General features: G+C 41.9%; 22 protein-coding genes. 7 read left to right on the plus strand and 15 right to left on the minus strand.

Translation table 11 applies throughout. The features are described 5' to 3' along the window. Positions 1-57: 57 nt before the first annotated feature. From ACFQ21_RS00500 to ACFQ21_RS00510, 3 genes are all read right to left on the minus strand, one after another. On the minus strand, positions 58-246 hold the full coding sequence (locus tag ACFQ21_RS00500; RefSeq protein WP_377573285.1) for a hypothetical protein: 189 nt from the start codon (positions 244-246) through the stop codon (positions 58-60). 167 nt (positions 247-413) lie between these two features. After that, positions 414-623, minus strand: coding sequence for a hypothetical protein (locus ACFQ21_RS00505; RefSeq protein ID WP_377573288.1), 210 nt, complete (start codon positions 621-623; stop codon positions 414-416). Between the two features lie 132 nt (positions 624-755). Then, entirely contained in the window at positions 756-1,118 is a 363-nt protein-coding gene (locus ACFQ21_RS00510) for a hypothetical protein (RefSeq protein ID WP_377573290.1), read from the minus strand. A 491-nt stretch (positions 1,119-1,609) separates the two neighbouring features. Between ACFQ21_RS00510 and ACFQ21_RS00515 the strand changes: the two genes are divergently transcribed. Continuing rightward, positions 1,610-1,990 (plus strand): hypothetical protein, encoded by a 381-nt coding sequence (locus tag ACFQ21_RS00515; RefSeq protein WP_377573293.1) that lies wholly within the window; start codon positions 1,610-1,612, stop codon positions 1,988-1,990. A gap of 261 nt (positions 1,991-2,251) precedes the next feature. Next, positions 2,252-2,611 carry a cupin domain-containing protein gene (locus ACFQ21_RS00520; RefSeq protein WP_377573295.1) on the plus strand — a complete coding sequence of 120 codons (360 nt, stop codon included), beginning with the start codon at positions 2,252-2,254 and terminating at the stop codon, positions 2,609-2,611. 5 nt (positions 2,612-2,616) lie between these two features. Here ACFQ21_RS00520 and ACFQ21_RS00525 read toward each other — a convergent pair whose 3' ends face one another. Beyond that, positions 2,617-4,704 carry a PAS domain S-box protein gene (locus tag ACFQ21_RS00525; protein WP_377573298.1) on the minus strand — a complete coding sequence of 696 codons (2,088 nt, stop codon included), beginning with the start codon at positions 4,702-4,704 and terminating at the stop codon, positions 2,617-2,619. Between the two features lie 239 nt (positions 4,705-4,943). Here ACFQ21_RS00525 and ACFQ21_RS00530 point away from each other — a divergent pair, with 239 nt between their 5' ends. Then, positions 4,944-5,633: a hypothetical protein gene (locus tag ACFQ21_RS00530; protein ID WP_377573301.1), complete on the plus strand. Its 690-nt coding sequence runs from the start codon at positions 4,944-4,946 to the stop codon at positions 5,631-5,633. A gap of 8 nt (positions 5,634-5,641) precedes the next feature. On the opposite strand, the gene ACFQ21_RS00535 is transcribed toward ACFQ21_RS00530, so the two are convergent. After that, positions 5,642-6,202, minus strand: coding sequence for a helix-turn-helix domain-containing protein (locus ACFQ21_RS00535; RefSeq protein ID WP_377573304.1), 561 nt, complete (start codon positions 6,200-6,202; stop codon positions 5,642-5,644). Between the two features lie 81 nt (positions 6,203-6,283). Beyond that, the gene (locus tag ACFQ21_RS00540; RefSeq protein ID WP_377573307.1) at positions 6,284-7,252 is read right to left on the minus strand and encodes a sensor histidine kinase; all 969 of its coding nucleotides are present in this window, start codon (positions 7,250-7,252) and stop codon (positions 6,284-6,286) included. A 414-nt stretch (positions 7,253-7,666) separates the two neighbouring features. Here ACFQ21_RS00540 and ACFQ21_RS00545 point away from each other — a divergent pair, with 414 nt between their 5' ends. The 4 genes from ACFQ21_RS00545 (at position 7,667) to ACFQ21_RS00560 (ending at position 11,141) form a co-directional block, all read left to right on the plus strand. After that, positions 7,667-8,062, plus strand: coding sequence for a hypothetical protein (locus tag ACFQ21_RS00545; protein WP_377573310.1), 396 nt, complete (start codon positions 7,667-7,669; stop codon positions 8,060-8,062). 109 nt (positions 8,063-8,171) lie between these two features. Next, a complete protein-coding gene (locus tag ACFQ21_RS00550) occupies positions 8,172-9,488 on the plus strand; it encodes a hypothetical protein (RefSeq protein WP_377573312.1) in 1,317 nt (438 codons plus the stop codon). Positions 9,489-9,491: 3 nt separating this feature from the next. Next, entirely contained in the window at positions 9,492-10,199 is a 708-nt protein-coding gene (locus ACFQ21_RS00555) for a DUF6320 domain-containing protein (RefSeq protein WP_377573315.1), read from the plus strand. A gap of 45 nt (positions 10,200-10,244) precedes the next feature. Next, entirely contained in the window at positions 10,245-11,141 is an 897-nt protein-coding gene (locus ACFQ21_RS00560) for an alpha/beta hydrolase fold domain-containing protein (RefSeq protein WP_377573317.1), read from the plus strand. Between the two features lie 32 nt (positions 11,142-11,173). Here ACFQ21_RS00560 and ACFQ21_RS00565 read toward each other — a convergent pair whose 3' ends face one another. The 9 genes from ACFQ21_RS00565 to ACFQ21_RS00605 all read right to left on the minus strand — a co-directional run bounded on the left by ACFQ21_RS00565 (position 11,174) and on the right by ACFQ21_RS00605 (position 22,624). Further along, positions 11,174-12,778: a Na+/H+ antiporter gene (locus tag ACFQ21_RS00565; RefSeq protein WP_377573320.1), complete on the minus strand. Its 1,605-nt coding sequence runs from the start codon at positions 12,776-12,778 to the stop codon at positions 11,174-11,176. Between the two features lie 92 nt (positions 12,779-12,870). Further along, positions 12,871-15,189 carry a glycosyltransferase gene (locus tag ACFQ21_RS00570; protein WP_377573323.1) on the minus strand — a complete coding sequence of 773 codons (2,319 nt, stop codon included), beginning with the start codon at positions 15,187-15,189 and terminating at the stop codon, positions 12,871-12,873. Positions 15,190-15,194: 5 nt separating this feature from the next. Next, entirely contained in the window at positions 15,195-16,229 is a 1,035-nt protein-coding gene (locus ACFQ21_RS00575; RefSeq protein WP_377573326.1) for a glycoside hydrolase family 130 protein, read from the minus strand. 282 nt (positions 16,230-16,511) lie between these two features. Continuing rightward, positions 16,512-16,928, minus strand: coding sequence for a PRC-barrel domain-containing protein (locus ACFQ21_RS00580; RefSeq protein ID WP_377573329.1), 417 nt, complete (start codon positions 16,926-16,928; stop codon positions 16,512-16,514). A 236-nt stretch (positions 16,929-17,164) separates the two neighbouring features. Continuing rightward, positions 17,165-17,335, minus strand: coding sequence for a phage integrase SAM-like domain-containing protein (locus tag ACFQ21_RS00585; protein WP_377578229.1), 171 nt, complete (start codon positions 17,333-17,335; stop codon positions 17,165-17,167). Positions 17,336-17,934: 599 nt separating this feature from the next. Further along, entirely contained in the window at positions 17,935-18,195 is a 261-nt protein-coding gene (locus ACFQ21_RS00590; RefSeq protein WP_377573331.1) for a hypothetical protein, read from the minus strand. 130 nt (positions 18,196-18,325) lie between these two features. Beyond that, positions 18,326-19,729 carry a cellulase family glycosylhydrolase gene (locus ACFQ21_RS00595; protein WP_377573334.1) on the minus strand — a complete coding sequence of 468 codons (1,404 nt, stop codon included), beginning with the start codon at positions 19,727-19,729 and terminating at the stop codon, positions 18,326-18,328. A 92-nt stretch (positions 19,730-19,821) separates the two neighbouring features. Beyond that, positions 19,822-21,225 (minus strand): cellulase family glycosylhydrolase, encoded by a 1,404-nt coding sequence (locus ACFQ21_RS00600; protein WP_377573337.1) that lies wholly within the window; start codon positions 21,223-21,225, stop codon positions 19,822-19,824. 196 nt (positions 21,226-21,421) lie between these two features. Next, positions 21,422-22,624: a hypothetical protein gene (locus ACFQ21_RS00605; protein ID WP_377573339.1), complete on the minus strand. Its 1,203-nt coding sequence runs from the start codon at positions 22,622-22,624 to the stop codon at positions 21,422-21,424. Between the last annotated feature and the right edge of the window lie 5 nt (positions 22,625-22,629).

Below are 22,629 nucleotides of genomic sequence, written 5' to 3' on the forward strand. Positions count from 1 at the left end.
GATATATACTAACCTATATCCGTTAAGCCTAGAAAAACAGATGTAACTCACATTGCACTATAATCCCAACAGCAGTTGCTCAAGTTCTTCTCTTGATTTACCTAGCTTTAATTCAAGATTCTTTAACATTACATCTTTCTTTCCATAATCGTATTGAAAGTCGTCCTCATGAAGATGAGCAAATATCAATTTCAGTTTCGCTTTTTGCATTGCCCACAATTCCTCCGGATTTTTTTTATCATTCATAAGATTCGTTTTGAAGGTTTATTACTAAACTTTGCTTCTTGCACATCACCCTACCCATTTTTTGTGAAGAACCCGATGCATGCATAAACTTCGCTGTCATCGTGTTCACGGCACAGGCGGATTTTATATAGTTAAATCACCTATAGACATCTACTAATGATTTCTAATTAATGATTTCTAATCTCAGAAAAACCCGCAGGCGGTATCAACTCACGTTCGAAGTACGCCAGTTGCTTTTGTGTCTCTTTCCCAACAATAGCGCAGTAATAAATGCGCTGGTAGTACTTCATAATCTTCAACTGCAAAGCAGGATTGACATGTGCAGTGATTAGTGTACCCTCTGGATAAATGTTGTCTGAGTTGGTTCTATAGCTCATAATTTTATGGTCACATTGATTCTCCCACAGCTGAATGTTTACGGGTAACGTATACCGGATATTGGCACACCGGCAATACTGGAATAAAGAAGGCATATCAACGCATATACGTGTTCGTGCATCGCGCCATATTTACTTCAATATCTTCAACCTGATTTGCGTTTTTGTCCGCACAGGTATATACGCAGTTCCGCTAAATACATTGTAATGCAAATAAGGTTCAAATTGTCCCCAGCTATCGTCTAATTCAAATTGGGCAATCGCAGAAAGATTCGGAATAAATAAAAGCCTGCTACCATGGTCTGTTTCCAGCATTACACCTCTTTCGGTGAGTTGGTTCACTTTCATAAAATCAGGTCTCCACACATCATCAATGAGCCTATATCGGAACCCTACGGCTGCACTGTATTTAAATATACTTGTTAAAAGTTGCTTTAGCTCAATGCGGGATACAACATGTATCACCTTAACCAATGGTGCTTGCTCTATCTTCATATCTCTTTGTTCTTATAGTATCCGCGAAATACTATACTAGTCAGACAAAAACGTGCCACCACTCATCCCATCGGTACATCCTTGTCTCTCGGGCCTATCAGGCGTGGTGTATTTATCAAGTTAACGCCTATACCATCACCTCACTCCAACGCGCATTATATGAGAGCGCTGCATTAAACGCAGCACAGGCATATAAAAAAAATAAAAAGGCTTAAACTCTTTCCCAAAAACTAAACAACAATTTCATCTGACATATATATATAATATACAAAGACCAGCACGAACAGTGCTGAGAACACATAACCGATAGAGGTGTGAAATCACCATTCAATATATTGTATATAAATATGCTCATAATAAGGCATCAAATACCCGTATCTAAATCATTCCTGTAAATAGTATATATATTAATAATATATCGAACTATTGCAACGTTACGTTGACCGTCCTTGTTGTATATATGTCAATGCTCTTATGCATGGCAAAACATTATGAAAACACAAAAAATTATCTTGACATTAGCCTTAGCAAGCTCACTTCTTTTAACTACTAGGGTATTTGCTCAAGAGCCTCCGTTGATGAGCAAAGAGGAGCATGAAAGAATGGACAGCCTGGCGCAGGTTGATAAAAACGACCAGGTAAAAAAACAGAATACCAAAAACCAGGAGAAGATGTCCGATCTTAAAACTAAAAAATCTGACGCCCAGGTAAAGGCGAAAGAAGCAAGCCGCGTAGAGCGTGATGCGAATAGCGCAGCGAAAGAATCGAAGAACGCTTACCGAGCCGAAAAAAAAGCACAGAAGTCCCGTAAAGCAGCAGATGCACAAAAAAAGAAAGCAGCCGCTGCGAAAGAGAAATCAGATAACAACTAGTTACTTTGAGATAGAGTTGATGGAAGGTGTCGGAAGGCCTTCCATTTTTTTATTCCTGTCAGAAATATACTTACTTGTTGGATATCACGGCATGAATTCAACGTTCGCACGTACGAAATCTCGCTACTCATCATACTTTTTACAATGTTAACCACAATGCCGGGCAACATGAGATGTATGCAACAATCTCGAAATATATTGTAACGATATCGTTGTTCAAAAGCCAGTCCTTTGTAGTAAATCCTTTATCAAAAAAGACAGATGGAAAATAGTGAAGTTGAAAAATCGAAATTCTTTATTATCGTTGAAATCATTGAATATGTTCCCAATTCAGTAGTCATCAAAACGATCATTAAAAAGACCACCGGCAACGTCAGTGTAGTTTCATTTGATTCAGGAGAAGTATTGAGTGAAAAAACATCTCCTTTCGACACCTTTATCCAGGTAATTGACGGGCAAGCTGAAATTGTCATCAACGATGAGTCAACTATACTTGAAATAGGTCAAGCTATTATCATTCCTGCGCATGCGCGAAACTCCATAAAGGCCAACGTACGTTTTAAGATGATCTCTACTATTATAAAAAGCGGCTACGAAGATATGAGTCTAAATACATTTTGATTTATTCACACAGACGCAGACTGCACCGGCAAGAATATTTTAAACATACTTCCTTCCCCTAACGTGCTTTGCACCTCTACCCGTCCGCCCAAGAACTCAACCTGAGTTTTTACCAAGTGCAGTCCTATACCTTTTCCTTCAATTTTACTTCCATGGAATCTATTATACAATCCAAATAATTGTTTGCCGCTCTTCGTCAAATCTATTCCCATCCCGTTGTCTTTTACGGTGAGAAGAATAAAATGATCCAATCGTTGCGTGTGCAGGTCGATCAACAAGGGTATATCGGGGAGCCTATATTTCAATGCGTTTGAGAGGAGGTTATACATAATACTATGCAGGTAACTTTTTACTGTTACAAGCCCTTCGGCATTCTGAAAGGAAGAAGTAATAACGGCACTGGCTTCTGCAATTTCATGTTCAAGTACTTTCCTGATCAGAACCAGTTCATCTTCAAACATCACGTAGTAAGCATTCTTAGCATCACGTAATGCAATGGTAGCATTCATATCTTTTATCACGTTATCCAAATCGATGATCTGTTCACGTATGGTTTCCAGAATCGTTTTATTCTTGATTTTAAACGATGCATCTACGTCAGATATAGATACAAGTCCCAATATTCTGCTGATGGGCGTACGAAGATCATGAGAAAGAGAATACGCAAACTGTTGAAGCTCCTCATTACGAGTCTCGAGCTTTTCAGTAAGGGAACGCGCTTTCTCTTCTGCCTGTTTGTGGGGTGTTACATCCTGCAGCAAAATTGCTATCCCTTTCGGCGTTCGATATATATTCACTTGAAAGATGTACACATTGCCATGACTCGCAAAATCCACAGTAAAATCTTTGTCAACACCGGTCCGCTTTACCTCATGGTATACTTTCAAAAAAGTTGATCCTATACCCGCAAAGACATCGTCCAGTTTTTTTCCAAGCATTTGCTCGGCCGACTTCCCTGTAAATTTCTCACAGGCTTCATTAAAGCTGGTGATGTTGGAGTGACGATCCAAAGTGAAGAACATACAAGGAAGACTCCGGATAAGTTCGCCATTATATACTCCACTCTCAAGCGCGATTTCCTGTTTTATCAAACGACTATACATTTCGATGCTTTTCTTCCGATCCGTCACTTCAATATATACTGTGCATACCGCGCGAATTTCATTTTGTTCATTGTGTAGCGGAAACTTGGCAGTCTGATAACTACGAACGGTTCCATCGGCATGATGTATTCGTTGTTCATATCCAATCAACCGATTTAACTTTACGACCTGAAGATCTATCCTGTCAGAGGCGGCAGCTTGTTCACCATGGTAATGATTCGTATGATTCCTGCCCGTTAGTTCAACATCTTCAGCATTAAAAACTTCTTTAAACCGGTGATTAGCATGGAGAAACTTTCCCTCCAGGTCCTTCACTGTGAATAGTAATGGAGTGTTTTCAATAATGCCATTTAACATTTCTTCCATTTCCACTAATGTCCGCTGGCTCATCGTTAATTCCGTAATGTCGCGGAAGATCAACACACCTCCTATAACAGATGAATGCTTATCATGGATCGGGATAGCGCTATCAACAATATAGTGCTGTGTCTTATCTTTTTTGATGAGTATAGTATGATTGGCAAGCGGTGCAATGCAGTTATTTTTCAGAACTGTGTTGAGCGGACTCTCCACACGAAGTTTGGTGTGATCGTTAACAATATCGAAGATCATATCGATTGGCTTGCCTATCGATTCTACGGATGTCCACCCGGTAAGCTCTTCTGCTCTTCCATTCATAGACGTAACGGAGCCCGCCTTATCTGTAACAATGATAGCCTCGTCCATGCCTACCATCATTTTGGTGAACCACTCCTGGCTGATAAAAACCTTGTCATGAAAACGAAGGCTTTTCATGACAATTCTTCCCAATATATACACATTCAGTACAGTAAAAATAACAAGTAGCGTAATGACAAACGCCCGGAACAGAAGCGGATACGGACCCGTTGTAAGCATGCTATACCGGATTACCAAGTAGAATAGAAAAACCGTTACTATTACCGCTGTACTGGCAAATACAATGATTGTGGAAGATATACCTCTTATCATAACACTCAATCCATTTTACTACCAAACTACCTGGACCGCGTTAGATTCCTGCTACAGGAATGTCAGAAAAAATTGCATTTATTACAGATAATTGTTGACACATATATATCCTGTAAAAAAAATACGGATTAATGAAAGCACCCGTGAATCGTGCAACAAATCGTCAAAACTATATAAAATTACGGAGTATATATTATGCGAACTTTAGCGTGCGACTGATACCATCTAAACTTTAAAAAATGAAAATCTATAAAAAATTCTGGTTCCAGTGGGTGATGAACTATTCCATTGGTGAATTGATGGGCATCGCTGCAGCGGCTGCGATCGGAAGAATTATGTTTATGAATTTATCCAACGACAACGGTGATTACACCTCCTTATTTCCGTTTACCATCCTGCTTATTGCAGGTGCTGCGGAAGGTTTCATCATTGGGTACACACAATGGAAATCCATTTCACTACTGGTCACGAACTTTAAACCTGTTGCCTGGATATTGACAACGACCATCGCTGTGATCGTTGGGTGGCTTTCGATACTGCCTCCTTCTGTAGTATTTATTGCTTTCCTTTCCAGCTTCGACCTGATTGGTGATTATCATTCGATGCTTTATACGGGACTTGCGGGTCTGGCCTTTGGCGGCATAATCAGCACGCCACAGTTTTTCATAATCCGAAAACACTACCGCCATGCCGAAACATGGATCATGGCCAACGCCATCGGATGGATGCTTTCGTTCATGGTTCTTTACGCTGCCTTATCTGTATTTACACATACTACTTCATTTATTTTTAATGTACTCGTAATTATACTTTCCTGTATAGTATCGGGTGCTATACAGGGCATTATTACCGGTACATTTCTGCATTTGGTAATGGTCACAAAAACGGACGCTGGCAAAATGAATGAAACGGTACTCGGCAAAGTATAGATATATATTCAGAGATCTTCCAGGTTGCCCTGACGCCTCTTCCGCAGTTTCCTAAAAAATGAAGGCGTGAGTCCGGTTATTTTTTTAAACTGATTCGACAAATGAGCAACACTGCTATAATGAAGCTTGTATGAAATTTCGGTAAGGTTTAACTCATCGTACAACAACAACTCTTTTACTCGTTCAATTTTATGGATAATGATAAAATGCTGGATCGTCATTCCTTTTACTTCCGAGAATATATTCGACAAGTACGTATAGTCGTAGTTCAGTTTTTGACTGAGGTAAATTGAAAAGTTTACTTTGGGTATTTCTTCGGAGTAATGTATCATTTCGATAATAACGGTTTTGATACGATCGATCAGAATGCTCTTTTTATCATCCAGCAATTCTAATCCGGCATAGGACAGTTTCTGCTTAAATTTTAAAAGCTGTTCGGGGGTAAGATCTTCCAGGGTTTCCACTACTCCCAAGTCAAGTGAGGTATACCGCAGGCCCATTGCTTCCAATGCATCCTTTACAATCATCTTACACCGAAGACTCACCATATATTTAATATAAAGCTTCATTAAACTGTATCCGGTAAATTCATTTTTTGAGTCTCAATGATGTAGCAGCAGGTATAATAGTAGAAACAGATGTATATCCCCTTAAACATCTTCCATGTCGTTTCGGTCCAGGCAGCTTCCTGCCGATATGCTTTCTGCAAGACGCTCCCCGGACAAATTGTAAACGGGAAGAAATATGGTAAATACAGCGCCCTTGTTTGCTATGCCGTTGGCAAAAATAAAACCGCCATGATCTTCCACTATTTTTTTGCAGATAGCCAGCCCGGCACCTGTTCCATGCAAATCGCACGGTGTATGTATTTGTTGAAAAAGCATGAACATTTTCGCTTTATATTTCTCATCGAATCCGATACCATTGTCACAGATACGTATACAGAAATATTGATGATCCGTTAGTTCCGGATGCCTGTAGTAATCATCTTGCGCTGCCCTTCGGGAGAAAATACTAATTGTGGGACGTTCTCTGGAAAACTTCAACGCATTACTCAACAAGTTATAAAAAAGACAACGTATCTGAATTGGATTTCCAAAAATAGTCGGCAGTATATTACCAGACACAATTGCTTTCTTCTCGCGAATCACCGCTGCACAGTCGGCAATAACAACCTCCAACATTTCACTAAGGTTTATACTGGCTATTGTAGCATCATCGCGTTTAAGGTTTAAAAAGCGTACCAGGTCTTTTACGAGGGCAGACATGCGCAGGCTGGACGTATTAATCTTTTGCACATAGAGCCTGGCGAATTCGCTCATTTTCACGCCTGGTGCCAGCAACCTATTGGAAAACGTTACAATTTTACGCAGTGGCTCCTGCAAATTATGATTTGAAATAAAAATAAGCTGTTCCAAATAGTCCCGCGATCTCTTTACATCCTCCTGTAAATATCGCAGCTCAAGATCTCTTTTTCTCAATTCTGCATGCGCACTAACAAGCTCCTGCTTGAGGCGTTCAAGTTCCGGCAGCCTTGTATTTGATGATTCTTCAGAATTCATAATTTCATTTACCCTCACTGCTGCTCTATCCTTTATAGGAAAAGCAAATAAGTACATAGACTTGTGGTCATGTGAAGTTTTGATCACAATCGAGAGCTGCTTATGATTTCATTTATAAAGCCATTATAAACTCAGAATAACCTAATCGTCCGCGGACAAGAAGGGTTGTATGCTACTAATTGCGCATAATTTTGAGCTTCCGTTGAGCTAATCCCTATAAGATGGCACGCGTTCGTTTCAGCGTTCGTAGGGATACTATCTTTTAAAACAACACAAAAATACCCAATCGTTGCCTCGCTGCATTTACACGTATACGGATACATATTATAAAATTTACTGATTCAGGGCGTAAATGCTTCCGGATCAAACATCTGTAAATATTGTAACTTCTTCTGCTTCGCGTATAACGTTAAGCACAGATGCAATCTCCATCTTTACATTGCTTCCTGTTAAAAAAGTAAACACCATCGTATGAATAACCCCATATATTTCAATTGTTTCTTCACGGATGATGATGCTGAAGATGCTGTCTGTACGTACAAAATTGTGTCCTTTAAAAATGCTATATATCCCTTTGTGCTATACAGGCTAAAAAATATAGTCGCTGACCAATGGGAAAAACTTGCAGGTTTTGCATCGGCAAATGATGCCGTAAAAAATCTCGCCCACGAATTGTTCAGGGGAGATACGCTGAAGGCGATTGATCTGGGGCAGGTTTTTTTAAACACCGAAGACATAATGGCAAAAATAAACCAGGGAAGTATCTCTATATCTATTGGTGCTGTACGTCATCGGGCATTCCTGATTCCTCGATTTGATATTAATCTAGATGACCTGGTACAGGTTCGAAAATCGATGTTGCGGTAGTAATCATGGCCATCCCGGAAGCTACCCTATAAAATAGATGAATCTGTAATATATACTATTCTGTATGGGTACTGGATTGAAGGCAGGTGTGTCTTAAACCATGGTATATATGTTAACGGAACAATCGATATTCGCTTTCAAAAAAAGTCCCGCGGTCCCTGCTGAGAAGTTCTTTTGGATGCCACTGGATAACGCAGCAAAAATATACCCGGCCGTTCTAAATGAGGAGTTCACCGCTGTATTCCGATTGTCGTGCGTATTAAAAGATCGCATCAGAATCAAACCTTTCCTAGACGCTATTAACAGAATTGAGGATCGATTCCCCTACTACAAAGTAAAACCCAAAAAAGGGTTCTTCTGGTATTACCTTGATTTTCATAATGAAGCGATTCCGCTGCAGCCGGATGTATCTATACCATGCCGTGCGTTTGAAAAAGACGATTTGATATTCAGAGTGTTAGTGAGTGACAATCGCGTTAGTGTAGAGTTTTCGCATATATTAACCGATGGTGGTGGCGGGTTGGAGTTTCTGAAAACACTCGTGCTTGCCTATTTCGATGCTTGCGGTCAGTCCGTTGAGACTAATATTACAGCCCTCCATCCCGATGATATGCCAGCGTTAGAGGAATTTGAAGACGGATACGCTAAATATTTCCGAAGAAATATACCGTCACCTAACAAGAAGCCCCGGTCATTCCATCTTCCTTTTCAGCTTCGCGTGCCTGCGCATTTTAATGTACTGGTGAGCAAGGTGTCTTTAAGCGAAGTCACCCGCAAGGCAAAGACCTATGGGATTTCAGTTACCGAATATCTTGTGGCTATATATCTATACTCCCTGCAAAGTATATTTAATCGTCTCTCAAATGTTCAAAAACAGCGTTCGAGAAAAATCCTCAGAATACAAGTGCCTGTGAACCTGAGAAGGCTCTATCCATCGCAGACGATGCGAAACTTCTCGCTTTTCGTTACGCCCGAAATAGACGTAGCCTTGGGAGAATATACATTTGAGGAAGTCGTAAAAACGGTACACCATTTCATGCAGCTGGAGACGGATAAAAAACTAATCAATAAAATAATCGCCAGGAATGTCGGTGCTGAACGAAATGTCTGGCTAAAAAATACGCCGCTATTTATAAAATCACTGATCCTGAATATGACATATAAAATTGCGGGAACAAGCCGCTATAGTGGAGTTATTACGAACCTTGGAAAAGTTTCCCTGGCGGAAGCAGATCACCTGATCGACTACTTTGTTTTTATTCCACCACCACCCAATAAAGCGCTCAAGGTAAATTGCGGAGTTCTTGGCTTCGGGAACAACCTGGTTATCTGCTTTGGCAATATTACGAATTCAAAAGAATTAGAAAGGGAATTCTTTAGGTTCCTTGTTCGCGAATCTATACCCGTCAGACTAATCCGATACTAAGTCATGATACCAGTCATTTGCAATGTATGTGGTGTTGAACTGGATGACACGATGAGCGTCTGTCCGCTATGCAATACTCCCGTAACGATGGATAGCGCAACACCAAGAATGTGGTCGAGCAATAAGCAAACGCAGGGAACTGGCGGTAAAAAAAAACATCTATTACAACATATACTCTGGCAGATCACTTCCGTATTATTATTATCCGGTGTATTGGCAACATTAGCTATAAATGTGGCCATTCACGGTACTGTTACCTGGTCTATATACCCTGTGTGTATATGTTTGATTATTTTTTCCTACACTACGCTAACGGCACTCTGGCATGTAACCATACCACTTCAGGTATTGGCAGGATGGTCTATTTCTACCCTGATACTGATAGGTGTGAGTGAATACACACATGAAAGATGGCCTTTACAGCTTGCTCTTCCGACATTGTGTATGGTAAACATCATCGGTTTGTTGCTTTATTTTGTGATAAGACAAATAAAGCTTCGGGGTCTGAATACAGTGGCTATACTTTTTGCGGGTATTGCTGTGTTCTGCATTTCTATTGACGCGATCATTTCCCTTTTTTTCAATGGCTATATTAAATTACAATGGAGCATAATTGTTGCGGCCTGTCTGTTACCGGTCACTACCACTATACTTTTCATGTATTCCAGAACCAGAAACAATAAAGAGTTACAAAAGATATTTCATACCTAGAAAGCAAATGCATCCTGCAAGATCTGCTTATAAACAAAACTGCGAATGGTCAGTATTGAAAGTAAATTATTCTGTTTTCTTTTAAGGCTTATCAAGAAGAAAAAATTCCTTGACATGCAGTTTGCTTTCGGCAGATTTAATTTTAATACCAGCCAGGAACCCACGCGTAAAACAAGTAAAATTTGTCACGTTGAAAAACGCCAGATTAACGGTCACAATACCTTCACCTTAACGCCCAAAGGTCAAAAGTCCAATACCTATATACTATATCTGCACGGCGGGGCTTATGTACAGAGTTTCGTAAAACAACATTGGAAATTTTTATCATTCCTGGTAAAGCATACGCGTTGCACCGTTACCGCTCCCGATTATCCGCTCGCACCCGAATATACCTATCGGCAAGCATTTGAATTTGTCGTACCACTATATCTAGAAATTATAGCAAAGTCGGAAGCTTCTCAAACGATCCTCATGGGAGATTCCGCCGGAGGCGGCTTTGCCCTGGCCCTGGCTCAAAAACTCAGACGTGATTCGCTGCCACAACCAGACAAAATAATATTACTTTCTCCCTGGCTTGATATTACCCTGAAGAATCCGGCTATCCGAAGGATCGACCGTGTTGATCCCTTTCTAGGAATTGCAGGTTTAAAAAAGGCTGGGTTGCTATATGCGGGAACATCGGATCCGAACACGAATATGGTAAGCCCGATCAACGGGTCTCTTGAAGGCCTTGGCAAGATATCTATATTTATAGGCACGCATGATATTTTAGTGGCTGACACCAGGAAATTAAAGTCGCAGGCAAACCAACAAGGTATACTTATCAATTATCGCGAATATAAAAATATGATTCACGTATGGATGCTACTGGACTTTCCGGAATCCAAACAGGCTAAAAATGAAATCATCGAAATTATACTAAATAACAAAATCATTTTATAAACCTTGACTCGCACTATATATATACTATACGATTATCGCTTTTTCCTTTTGTGAGCCCTGTCAAATTGCAGCTTGGTTGTATCAAGCTCCTGTTCTATACGCCTGATAACAGATTGGTTAAATGTTCCGTCCTTGTGAAGCTGAGCCAGTAATGTTCGTTCGAATTTCTGCACTTCCAGTTGTGCACTTGAAAATTCAGATATCTTCGGCAGTCGTTGAGCCAGCGCGTGTTGCTCGTTACCATTTTTAGCGAGTGCATCGATCAATACTATATACCTGTCTTTCAGGCGCTGCTTTAATTCGGTGGTTATCTCATACGGAAATTCTTCCTCTATAAAGCGTATTACGTTGTTGGCCATTAACAGGCGCAAAGCATGCTCTTCCTGGTCTGGGTCCGAAAGATTCTTAACGCCAAGAACCTTTACCAGTAACGGTAGTGACAGCCCTTGAACTACCAGGGTTGCAAAGATCACCGTAAAGGCCAGGAAAAGAATCAGCGATCGATGCGGAAACGGTGCACTGTCTACTGTAAGTGGTAAAGCCAGTGCCGTTGCCAGCGACACGACTCCACGAGTTCCGGTCCAGGCCACAATCATCACATTCTTCCAGGTGTTACTTTGTGTGTCAATACTTCTCTTTTTTCCTGATGAGGCAAAAGGCGAAAAGGCAGCCGCGAAAACCCATAGTATACGAACGAGTATAGTAACTATACTCACTGCCAGGGCATATATCGTTAATTGTCCAACGCTATAGGTTTCAAGGTCATTAAGTGTCAAGGGAAACTGCAGGCCGATGAGAATAAAAATAAAACCATTAAGCAGGAAGATGAGGGTATCCCAAACGGCTTTATTGCGAATTCGTGTTTGGTAAGAATATACTTCGGATGCACGCCATGACATCATCAGTCCAACAGTCACTACGGCGAGTACGCCCGAAGTATGAAGCCGCTCGGCCGCTAAATATACAAGGAATGGTACAAGTAAGGTAAGCGATGTCGCTATAATAGAATTATCAGCTACTTTCTTCAGAATAGTCATGAATATATAGCCTGTCAGTAGTCCGACAACTATACCACCAAGCACGATAAAGGAAAAATTCAGGGCAGCATCCCACATCACAAATGCGCCCGTACCTATTGCTGCAATAGCCATCCTATAGGCTATCAATGCGGATGCATCATTTACCAGACTCTCTCCTTCCAGAATTGTAACCACTCTTCGGTTTAAGCCAAGTCCTTTGGTGATGCTTGTAGCGGCTACTGCGTCCGGTGGAGACACAATGGCACCGAGCACAAAAGCAAAAGCCCAGGGAAAACCGGGTATCAACAGGTGTGTGGTTATAGCAACGGTAATGGTAGTAAAAAAGACCAATGCAATAGCCAATGTAGAAATGGGTTTGATCTCCATTCGAAAATCACGCCACGACATATGCGAAGAAGCATCGAAGAGTATTGGTGGCAAAAAAATAAAAAACACAACCTCGGGGTTAAGCGTGACTTGGGGAATGGAGGGTATAAATCCAATGGCCAGCCCGGACAAAACCAATAAGACGGACTGTGGAAGTCGGAAGTGTTCTGCGATTGCCAGCAGGGCAACCAGAATAGCAATGATAATTATTAAAATCTCGAAGTTCCCCATACAAGTCATTTAATAAGGCGAGTAACAACAGCCATGACAGCAGGAGACAATTTCCTTATATATATATACTGGCAGCCGCAAACCAGTGCGCTTTAATATACTTCTTCCAGCAGTTTGTGTTTCTTTAATCCAACCGGATTATAGTTTTTCTCCATTACCATACGTGACAGCAAATAGCTTACCGTTGATTCAGCGCCCTGATTAAGATTGATATGATGCTCTTCGAGTCCGTCATAGCACCCTCCCGTTGAAGGATTATACATGATCTGATTGAGATGATTTTTTCCGAGAAACCAATTAAAGCTCGCCTGCATTTTTCCCTGATAACCATCGCCGGGAAATACTTCGTGAAATCTGTCAAGGGCCAGGATGCTATAGGCTATATCAATAGGTTGCTCGCCATAACGTTGAGCTGGCTGTCCTTTCTGAAGCCATCCCTGGTTGGATACAACTTTTATTTCATCGTTTTGAAAAATTATACTTAACAAGAAGTCAAAACTTAGCTTAGCAATAATTTTATAAGAAGGATTGCCGGTAGCCAGGTATGCACACAACATCGCCTCCGGAATAACAGCATTGCCATAGGTGAGATACGATTCAAACCATTTCCAGTTATTATCCGCTACGCGCCTGTATTTTGCAATCAGGTCATCGGCCAGCAGCGCAATCTGTTCTTTTAGAATAGAACTCTTCTTACTGACATTATATAGATATAGCGCTTTCAGTACAAAAGACATGGCGCGGGGCGATCGCATTTTTATTAATGGGTAGACCGCTGTGAGAAATGATAATTCTGCCTGTGCTATTAATGCCGGATCAAAAAGGTCTTCTCGTGTAATGAACTCACTAAGCGCCCATAATGCCCTTCCATTGGCATCCTCCAGATTTTCGTCCTGGTTTTTGGCATCAAAGGTTCCATCAGCGCGAACATAATTCATAAACCTCCCGTCCTTACCCTGGCACGACACTATAAAACCGAGGTAATTCTCCACGAGCGCACTATGATCGCGTATAACTTCATAGTACTTACACATGGCGATCAGCGCTCGAGCGTTGTCATCCAAGGCATAGCCCGAGTTAATATCCGGGCTGGCGAGTTTGCTGAACTGGATGATGCCTGTGTCAGTTGTTAGCCTGATCATATGCGACAATGAAACAGGCGGTAAAGTATAGCGCTGTTCAATTCGTTTCCCTGTGTGCCTGAGGAGCAGCGCTACATGCGCCAGGGCAGCGTTGGGCCATGCGGTCGGACTTATTTTATGCAGTGCGTTGAGCTTCATTTCGTGGCGAAGCGTTGTATCCGATAATAGTTTTATAGTTAACTCTGCCAGTTGATCCGGACGCTGAAAATCAACCATAAGTCCGGCACCTGCCAACAATTCTTTTGCATGTGGTATCGGTGTGGAGATCACCGGACAGCCACAGCTCATGGCATAAGCAAATGTACCACTTACAGCTTGAAAGGGATCGCTTGAGGTGAACAGGTAAATATCGGTACGCTGCAGATACGTCAGCAAGTCGGCAAGCGGCATATACCGGTTGATAAAACGAACGTGACCTTGAAGACTCAGATCTTGTACTTTTTGCTCCAGGTAATTGCGATAACGCTCCCCTTCCTGCTGGATTACACCAGGATGCGTTTTTCCAATAATCAGGTATAGTACATTGGGAAACTCCCGGATGATTTGGGGCATTGCATCCAAGGCAGTTTCAATGTTTTTACCGGGACTTAACAGGCCAAAAGTTGTGAGCACCAATCTGTTTCCCAAATGATTTCGCGCCTTTTTTTCACGACTAGCAAAAGACGAAACCAGGTGCGTACCGTGTGGTATAATGGTGATTTTTTCTTTGGCTATAGCATACTCTTTTTCCAAAATCTTCGCAGCATTTAAAGTCATCACCACTAGCGATACAGAATTGTCTGCTATACCCTGCACGACTTTTTTACGTTCCGGATCTGGATCCGGAAGGATGGTATGAAATGTAGTAATGACCGGTTTATTCAACCGGCAAAGCAAGGACAACAGATGCTGTCCATAGTCACCGCCAAAAAGTCCAAACTCATGCTCCACAAAAACCAGGCACAGATTCTTGTTCAAATTCAGATTGAGGGCGAGGTCTTCATATGCCGTATACTCGAATGCCGGAAGTATATACTTTACTTGTTGCCCATATAGATATGAAGTACACCCTTCCAGTGCACATATCTTTATTGAAAAAGAAGCGCTGAATTTTTCAGTGATGGCTTCGATCAGATCGCGCGTATAGGTGGCTATACCACACTCTCGAGGCGGATAAGACGCGATAAACAAGACCTCGGGTAAATCCAGGTTTATAGGTTGCAATTCATCCGACTCGAAATATCGAGTTGAAACAGATGATCTTGTCTTCGTATCAGTTATTGAGCTCATGATGGCTACCTCTTAAAGTGTTGTTTCAGTTCATCCAGCAGTTCTTTGAGATTCAAGGACACACATCCAATCTGTTCATCAGCGGCTCCGTAGTATATATATAGTGTATCATCAAACAACGCTGCACCCGTGGGAAATACCACGTTGTTTACTTCTCCTTTAAGCTCCCAATCCAATTCCGGAACGAACAGAGGATACGGGAGTCTGGCAAGTTCTTTCTGAGGATTTTGCAAATCCATCAGGGCGGCCGAGGCTGTATATACATACCCGTCCATGGTATCATGTACACTGTGGTATATCAGCAACCATCCATGGGGAGTCTCAATAGGTGGACACCCCGCACCGATATAGCTTACCTCGTGGTCATATAGAGGTGAAAGTGCAATGTAGTCTTCCAAGTTCTCAAGGTAATCACGCCAAAAATCTGGAGTGAGTTCATCCAGGGAGTATACCGAAGCAACCTGAATATCGGGTTTTATCCGGTGAAGAAACCAGAGTTTACCATCAATTCTCCTTGGAAAAAATACTACATTCTTATCCCATACTAATTTCTTTTGACCTGCCGTGGTCCATGATTCGTGGTGAACATTATACCGCTTGTATTTTTCATTAAGGCCTGCTTTCGAGTGAATGATTGCTTTCATCTCTTCATATGAAAACTGCGGAACAATAAGCCCGTGCCGTTCAAAGTGCACCAGGTCGTCTGAGGTAGCCAAGGCACCCATAGCGTTAACACCATCATATGCGCAATAGGAAAGAAAGTATAGATCGTCAATTTTTACCAGCCGCGGGTCTTCAATACCATGCGACTCATAGGGAAACGCGGGCGAAAGCATAGGCACTTCGCTTCTTCTCTTCACCCGTTGTGTTCCCTGGAGTTGGCAATATCCAATCGTTGAATGATTACCTTTGCGCACCGCCCTATAAAGGAGATGCACATCGTCACCAATACGGGTAGCTGCCGGGTTAAGTACACCGGCATCTTCAAACGCATGTGATGTTTTTCCAAGCACCACTCCTTCTTTGCGAACAGAAATCATAAATTTGATTATATATATATATTATTGTTTTTGACTCGCTTGCCTTTGATGTTCATCACCAGACAAATCGTGGAAATGAAAAGGACAGGCGTTTCAAGTCCTGTCCAATTACATTTCGCCAATTATATTTAGACTAAAAATTATATCCTATCTAAGTCTTCAACATCGACTCGACAAAATCAAATATCATGTTTTATTCCAACCAGAATGTTACAGATAGAAAGCAGACATTTGCATAATTCACGCATAAGCTCATCTATTTATACTTAGTCCCGTATAGCATCAATGATCCGTGCCGGTGTTAGGCCCCATAAACCCACTATACGATCGCGAAAGCTGGCTATGAAAGTTTGCTAACGGCCAATGCTTTTTGTTAAACCCCGGATGATTTTCGAACGACTCTCTGCTTTGATCAAAGATAAATGCTCTTTGCTCGGGTACAATTGTTAACACATCGAAGGGAACAGCAAAATACTTTCGATACATACCCATAAATCCTCCAAAAGCGATGACAACGTATTGAATATTGCCATTATCGAGATTGACCATCAAGTCAATTATTTTTCCTAAGTCTTCGCCTTGCTTATTAAGCACCCTATCTCCCACGATGGAAGATGCTGTCAGTAGTTTTACTGGTTCATTGGCATGATTGCCAGCATGATTACTGCCCGTCTCATTGTCCAGTTCGTTTTCTTTCATAATAATTTGTTTACAGGTTGCCATGCATATTGCACCAGAAGTTAATCTATACCACAGAATAGTACACGAAAGTACATGTATATAGCGTGACGATACTTACAGATACTGTCAATTCTTTTGCATGTATCTCACATCTATTCTTTACGATGCCGATATTTACGAGGTGGGAAAAGATATAGGCCCAATTACTACTATTCTCATCGGTAAGCAGAGACATTCGCCGATGTTAGTTTCTTTTATATTTGGCACCGATTAACGGTATTATGTGCACACGCTTGTTGAGTCTTCAGGAAAAGCTCAAATTCAACTATAAATGCGTAATTCAATTTTGATAATGGGATATCGTCTTCGTGATACTTCTGTTTAACAAAGCTTTCTAAAGTGGACAAACATGCGTTATACTTGATGAGGTAACAGCTGCATAGTCTTTGCCAATCAGTTTTTCAACCGCCTTATTGTGCTCGTTAAACGCTTGGATGAACATCGGCTTTCTGTCATGCCTAAAAATTTATTGATGATTATCTGACAACTTACCTCTTCATCTTTTGTTATCAGCTCTATATATTTCAAAAATCTTCAATCGTACTATATCTATATACTTGTTGAGTTCCTTGCACTCCCTGGAGCTACCGCTGGCCCCACCGACCGTTGATCTACGTGTACTTTCCGCTTTAGAGAAAGTTCTTTCGATTACCTCCAACGGTTAGGTGCAGATATACTGTTGCACTCCTTACGTCTGTTTTTACGAATGAGAAGAGTTTGCTTTAAATGAATTTCATAAAACAGCGTTACGTGTTTGAAATTGATACTTCGTGCTGATGAAATCCGGATATTAATTTAGGGAACAAGCTATATAGCAATCATTGGTATGAAAATCGGGAGTCAAAATGAACGGGCATTTTTGACTCCCGATTTTTCACCCAACCGTTTGATTTTAGATGAATAAAACGAGGAGATATAAAAGCAAAAAACCTCTTAAACGATCTCCTGCGCCATTAAAACGGCATCAGCGTATAGGCCTACCGTGGTGAGTTCTTCTTTCACCAGTAGATAAGATAGGCTCTACCAGCCATGACGTTCTCGTCATACACTTGAAATTAGCATGGTAATTTTCCATAAGCTCCACACTAAGTGGGTAAGTCATGGAGTTATCTCCATTGTCCATTCCGGTCTCCATAAGCTGGCCAATCTTCGAATAGTTTGTATGATATTTGTTAAAGGATATCTCATCCCATATCCACAGACCGTTCAAAATAGCGATCATCATACCGATAGCCAGACCACCAATATTAGTAACAGACTACCCGATGTTCTTTACAAACGAAATCTTTAGTGTATACCCTTCGGGTCCTTCGTTTAACCTTCATTTAATTGGAGTTCCGATCCTGACAGCTGTATTAACCGCCACCGACGATAAGAGCATCAATAGTTCGTTGATCTTTTACCGTATAGTTGGTGCGGTCAAGTGCACCGCCTGTATCCCACCAGAACGGTACAATACCACGTGCGCGGGCCTGCTTGGTTACATACGTTATCCAATAGTCAACGGCATCATTATGTGTAACCAAATCCAAAGGAACATGCTCGCTGCCATCTCTCCTGTATGCGCCATACTCGCCCATGAGCACGGGAATCCCCTTATCTACAAACTGCTCTTTGAGTAAGTTGAAACCCTTCAGTTGTTCATCCTCTTCGCCCCAGGTAGGATTACGGTCTGGTTCAATGGTGGAATGATGTCCGGCTCCCCAATAGTAAAACATTTTACCCCAGCTTGCATCGCCATTAAGAAACGTAAACTGGGAAGGTGTATAATTATGCGATTCATACATCATGCGATTGGGAGTCGGATCTTTTGGAAACGCAGAGACACTCAATAGCTCGGCTGCACCCTGTATTACAAGTGTTCTGTATGCATTACGGCCACCGGTTGAGCGAACTGCATTTACAAAAGTCTGATGATAGGAAAGTAACACAGTCATTTCCGTTGCATCATCGGCGTTTGGCTCGTTCGCGCTTGCAAACATAAGATGTTCGTCAAAGTCGCGCATGGTGGTCGCTATCTGCTCCCAATAGGCCTTCTGTTTGGCGTTGACAGAATCTTTTTTATTCGGAGTGCAGTTATTCTCCAGCCAGCCACCGTCCCAATGAACGTTGAGTAAAACATAGATGTCATTGTTCACACAATAGCCCACAACTTCTTTTACCCGGTTGAGCCAGTTCTCATCTATATGCGCCGTTGCTTTGTTGTCGACATGATGCCAGTCCCAGGCACATGGAATTCGAATCGCATTGAAACCTTTCTGCTTCACGAATTTTATAAAGTCTTCCGTAATAACAGGACTGCCCCACCCTTGTTCTCCGCCCGGAGCTTCAAAGGTGTTCCCAAGATTCCAGCCCAGTTTCATCTTTGCGGCAAGCTCAATAGCCGTACTGCTCATACCGATGGCATCGGATGGTTTAGGTGACGTGTTATAGGATGGATATAGTTGAGGTTGCTGCGATACCTTAATGCGTCTAGCCTGCCCGTTGTCTGAGCTTACATTCAATATAGCCGTGCGCGTGTTGCCTGTATTATTAACGCCTGTCGACAGTTCAATAGAGGTTGTACCGCTGCCTCCGCTTGTCTGACTGATCTGCAGCCACGCTAAACCGGGATTAGCGATTCGCCAATTATCATTACTCGTAATTTTAATTTCCGATTTACTTCCCTCTGCAGGGATCGTAAGCTCGGATACAGAAACTGAAAGCTCAGGCACGGCATCATCATTATCATCTTCCCTGCAGCCGGCAAGAAAGATCATAACGAATAGTATAATAACAAGAGCACCAGTGCCGCACCTCTTGTTTGAAGTCAAGGCCTCTGTCTTTCCGGGAAGCGATTTCATGAAGATCATTATTCAGCCCCCGCGTTCAGTGCATCAATCGTAGCCTGATCCTTTACAGTCAGCTTCGCCCGATCCAGCGCACCTCCGGTATCCCACCAGAAGGGTATAACGCCGTGGGCAATGGCTTCCCGGGTAACAAATGTTGTCCAATGTTCAACTGACTTATTGTGCTTTTCCAAATCCTTCGGAACATGGGTACTGCCACCGCGCTTGTAAGCTCCATACTCTCCCATCACCACAGGAATACCTTTGTCAACAAACTTTTCCTTCATCTTCTGGAAATATGAAATCTGGTCGGCCTCTTCTCCCCAGGTAGCATTGCGATCCGGTTCAATAGTAGAGTGGTTGTCGCTACCCCAGTAATAAAACATGTCGCCCCAGCTTGCATCACCATCCAACAAGGTGAATTGAAACGGAGTATAATTATGAATTTCAACCATCATTCTACCTTCTGTTTTATCGACCGGTAAAATATTCATGAGGTCGTATGTTTTTAGTATATCTGTACTCGGTCCCTGGATCACCAGAACGCGATAGGTATTCTTTCCACCGGTCGAACGAACTGCGTTAATAAACGTCTGATGATAGCTGGTAAGAATAGCCATTTGCTCGAGGTTGCCATCATCTATAGGAGGCTCGTTGGCGCTGGCAAACATGAGGTGCTCATCAAAATCACGCATGGCCGTAGCAATTTGCTCCCAGTAAGCCTTCTGCTTCGCATTTACAGAGTCCTTTTTCAAGCTGTTAATGTTATGATCCAGCCAGCCGCCATCCCAATGTATATTTAGTAAAACGTATACATCGTTCTTTACACAATATCCGACTACTTCTTTCACGCGGTTCATCCAGTCCTGATTGATCTTTGCAGTTGCTTTATTGTCGACATGATGCCAATCCCAGGCACATGGAATTCTGATGGCATTGAATCCACATTGCTTTACAAACTTTATGAAGTCTTCCGTAATCACGGGGCTGCCCCAGCCTTGTTCTCCGCCAGGTGCTTCGAAGGTATTTCCAATGTTCCAGCCCAGTTTCATTTTGGCTGCAAGTTCTACTGCAGTGCTACTCATTCCTGTCATGTCGGGCGGCTTAGGAGATGTGTTGTAGGTTGGAAAAAACTGCGCTGCCTGCGAAATGGTAATGCGTCTGTCCTGACCGTTGTCTGAATGAACATTCAGAATTGCAGACCTGGACGTACCGGAGACATTGATACTGGCTATAATTTTAATAACAGCACTACCGCTGTTGCCATTGACCTGGCTCAATTGCAACCATGTTGGCGCAGGATTAGAGATCGTCCAACTGTCATTACTGGTTATGGAAACCTCCGATGTATCTCCTTCGGCATTGAAGGAAAATGCCTTTTCAGAAACGGAAAGTTCGGGATCAACATCATCCTTTTTGCAGGACATAAAAAGTACCATGGTGGTAAAAAATACCAGCACTCGGAATCGACACGTAATCTTCATGTATTATAATCTTTAGTAAAAAATTTCTTATTGATAAAGAAGCCTGCAGGCATATACTATATATATACCTGTATACCCGCAGGTTCTTTTATGGAGGGCATTAAATCGTTATTATCTGGCTACTGAATTAAAAGAGGCATTACTCCTTCAGGATAAAGTTATAAAGCTCAAGTTCCGTCTTGCTTTTATGTTTAAAACCAAGCTGCATACCATCTTCTGTAAGGGTAATAATATACGCTTTCGACCATTCTGCATTTTCCCAACCCATGTTGAGCGGAACAATGCCGGTAAATGTTATCGTCTTCTTATCAACATCTAAAAAATAGTCGCCGGTGAAGGTTCCATTTTTACTATCGGCCAGTCCCGCTTGATTGACCGTGACACTCGGCACTACCGGTACGCCTTTAATCTTAAACGTCATGGTACCGTAGTTTTTCGGGCCCGGCATCCAGGTTTGCCAAGCAGGTTCGTACGTCCAGCAGTTACCACCGGGCTTAGCACATTCCTTGCTCCAACGCAATTCGTCTCCGGAAAACCACATCGGACCTGCGAACTTTTGAGAAACTCCTTCAGCATTGAAATCAATCATCCAGTTCTTTTCATTCCCTATACCTCCCGAAAGCAACGTCCATAATGGGTCTTTGTAATATTCCAGAATAGCCGGATCAAAAATTGGAATGCCATATATACTACTGCCTATGCGGGTGGTATATGTAATCCGGTTTGCCCGTGAAGCATCTCCACCCGAAAAATCATCAGGCACTTTCACAATAGCACTTGAATCGGTATAAATAACATTCGCCAAATCAGCGTCTACACCTTGAAAATTTATACTGGTAGCGCCTTCCAGGTTAAATCCAACTAAATTTATAAACTGACCGGGCGCTACTGAGTTTAAAATTGTATCATTCGGTGAGTCGGCATAATTCCTGACATGAGAAATTATAGGATTGCCTGTGATCTTAATTTCAACAGAAGCCGAGCCGCTGCCATTCACAACGGTAACAACATTCAACTTGTCTCTGGGCACTGTTTGAAACGGAATCGATGGAATCTGTACAACTATACTTTCATCGGTAGTTAAAGCTCCGTTCACGGTAGCAGGTATACCTCCAAAATAAATTCCAGAGACCTCGTGCAGATTTTTACCGATTAGCACTATCCATTGATCCGAGTTCAAGGTATGCACAATGGTATCGTTGGGTGATGCAGCATAATTTCGTATTTCGGTAATCACCGGGAGTTCTACTTCATCATCTTTGCATGCAGATAACAGCGCAATGGCCGAGACTATGCAAAACAGTTGAAGAAAATAAATAGGATTGTATAATATCTTTTTCATGTGCA

Source organism: Ohtaekwangia kribbensis (genome assembly GCF_042676245.1).
GTDB lineage: Bacteria > Bacteroidota > Bacteroidia > Cytophagales > Cyclobacteriaceae > Ohtaekwangia > Ohtaekwangia kribbensis.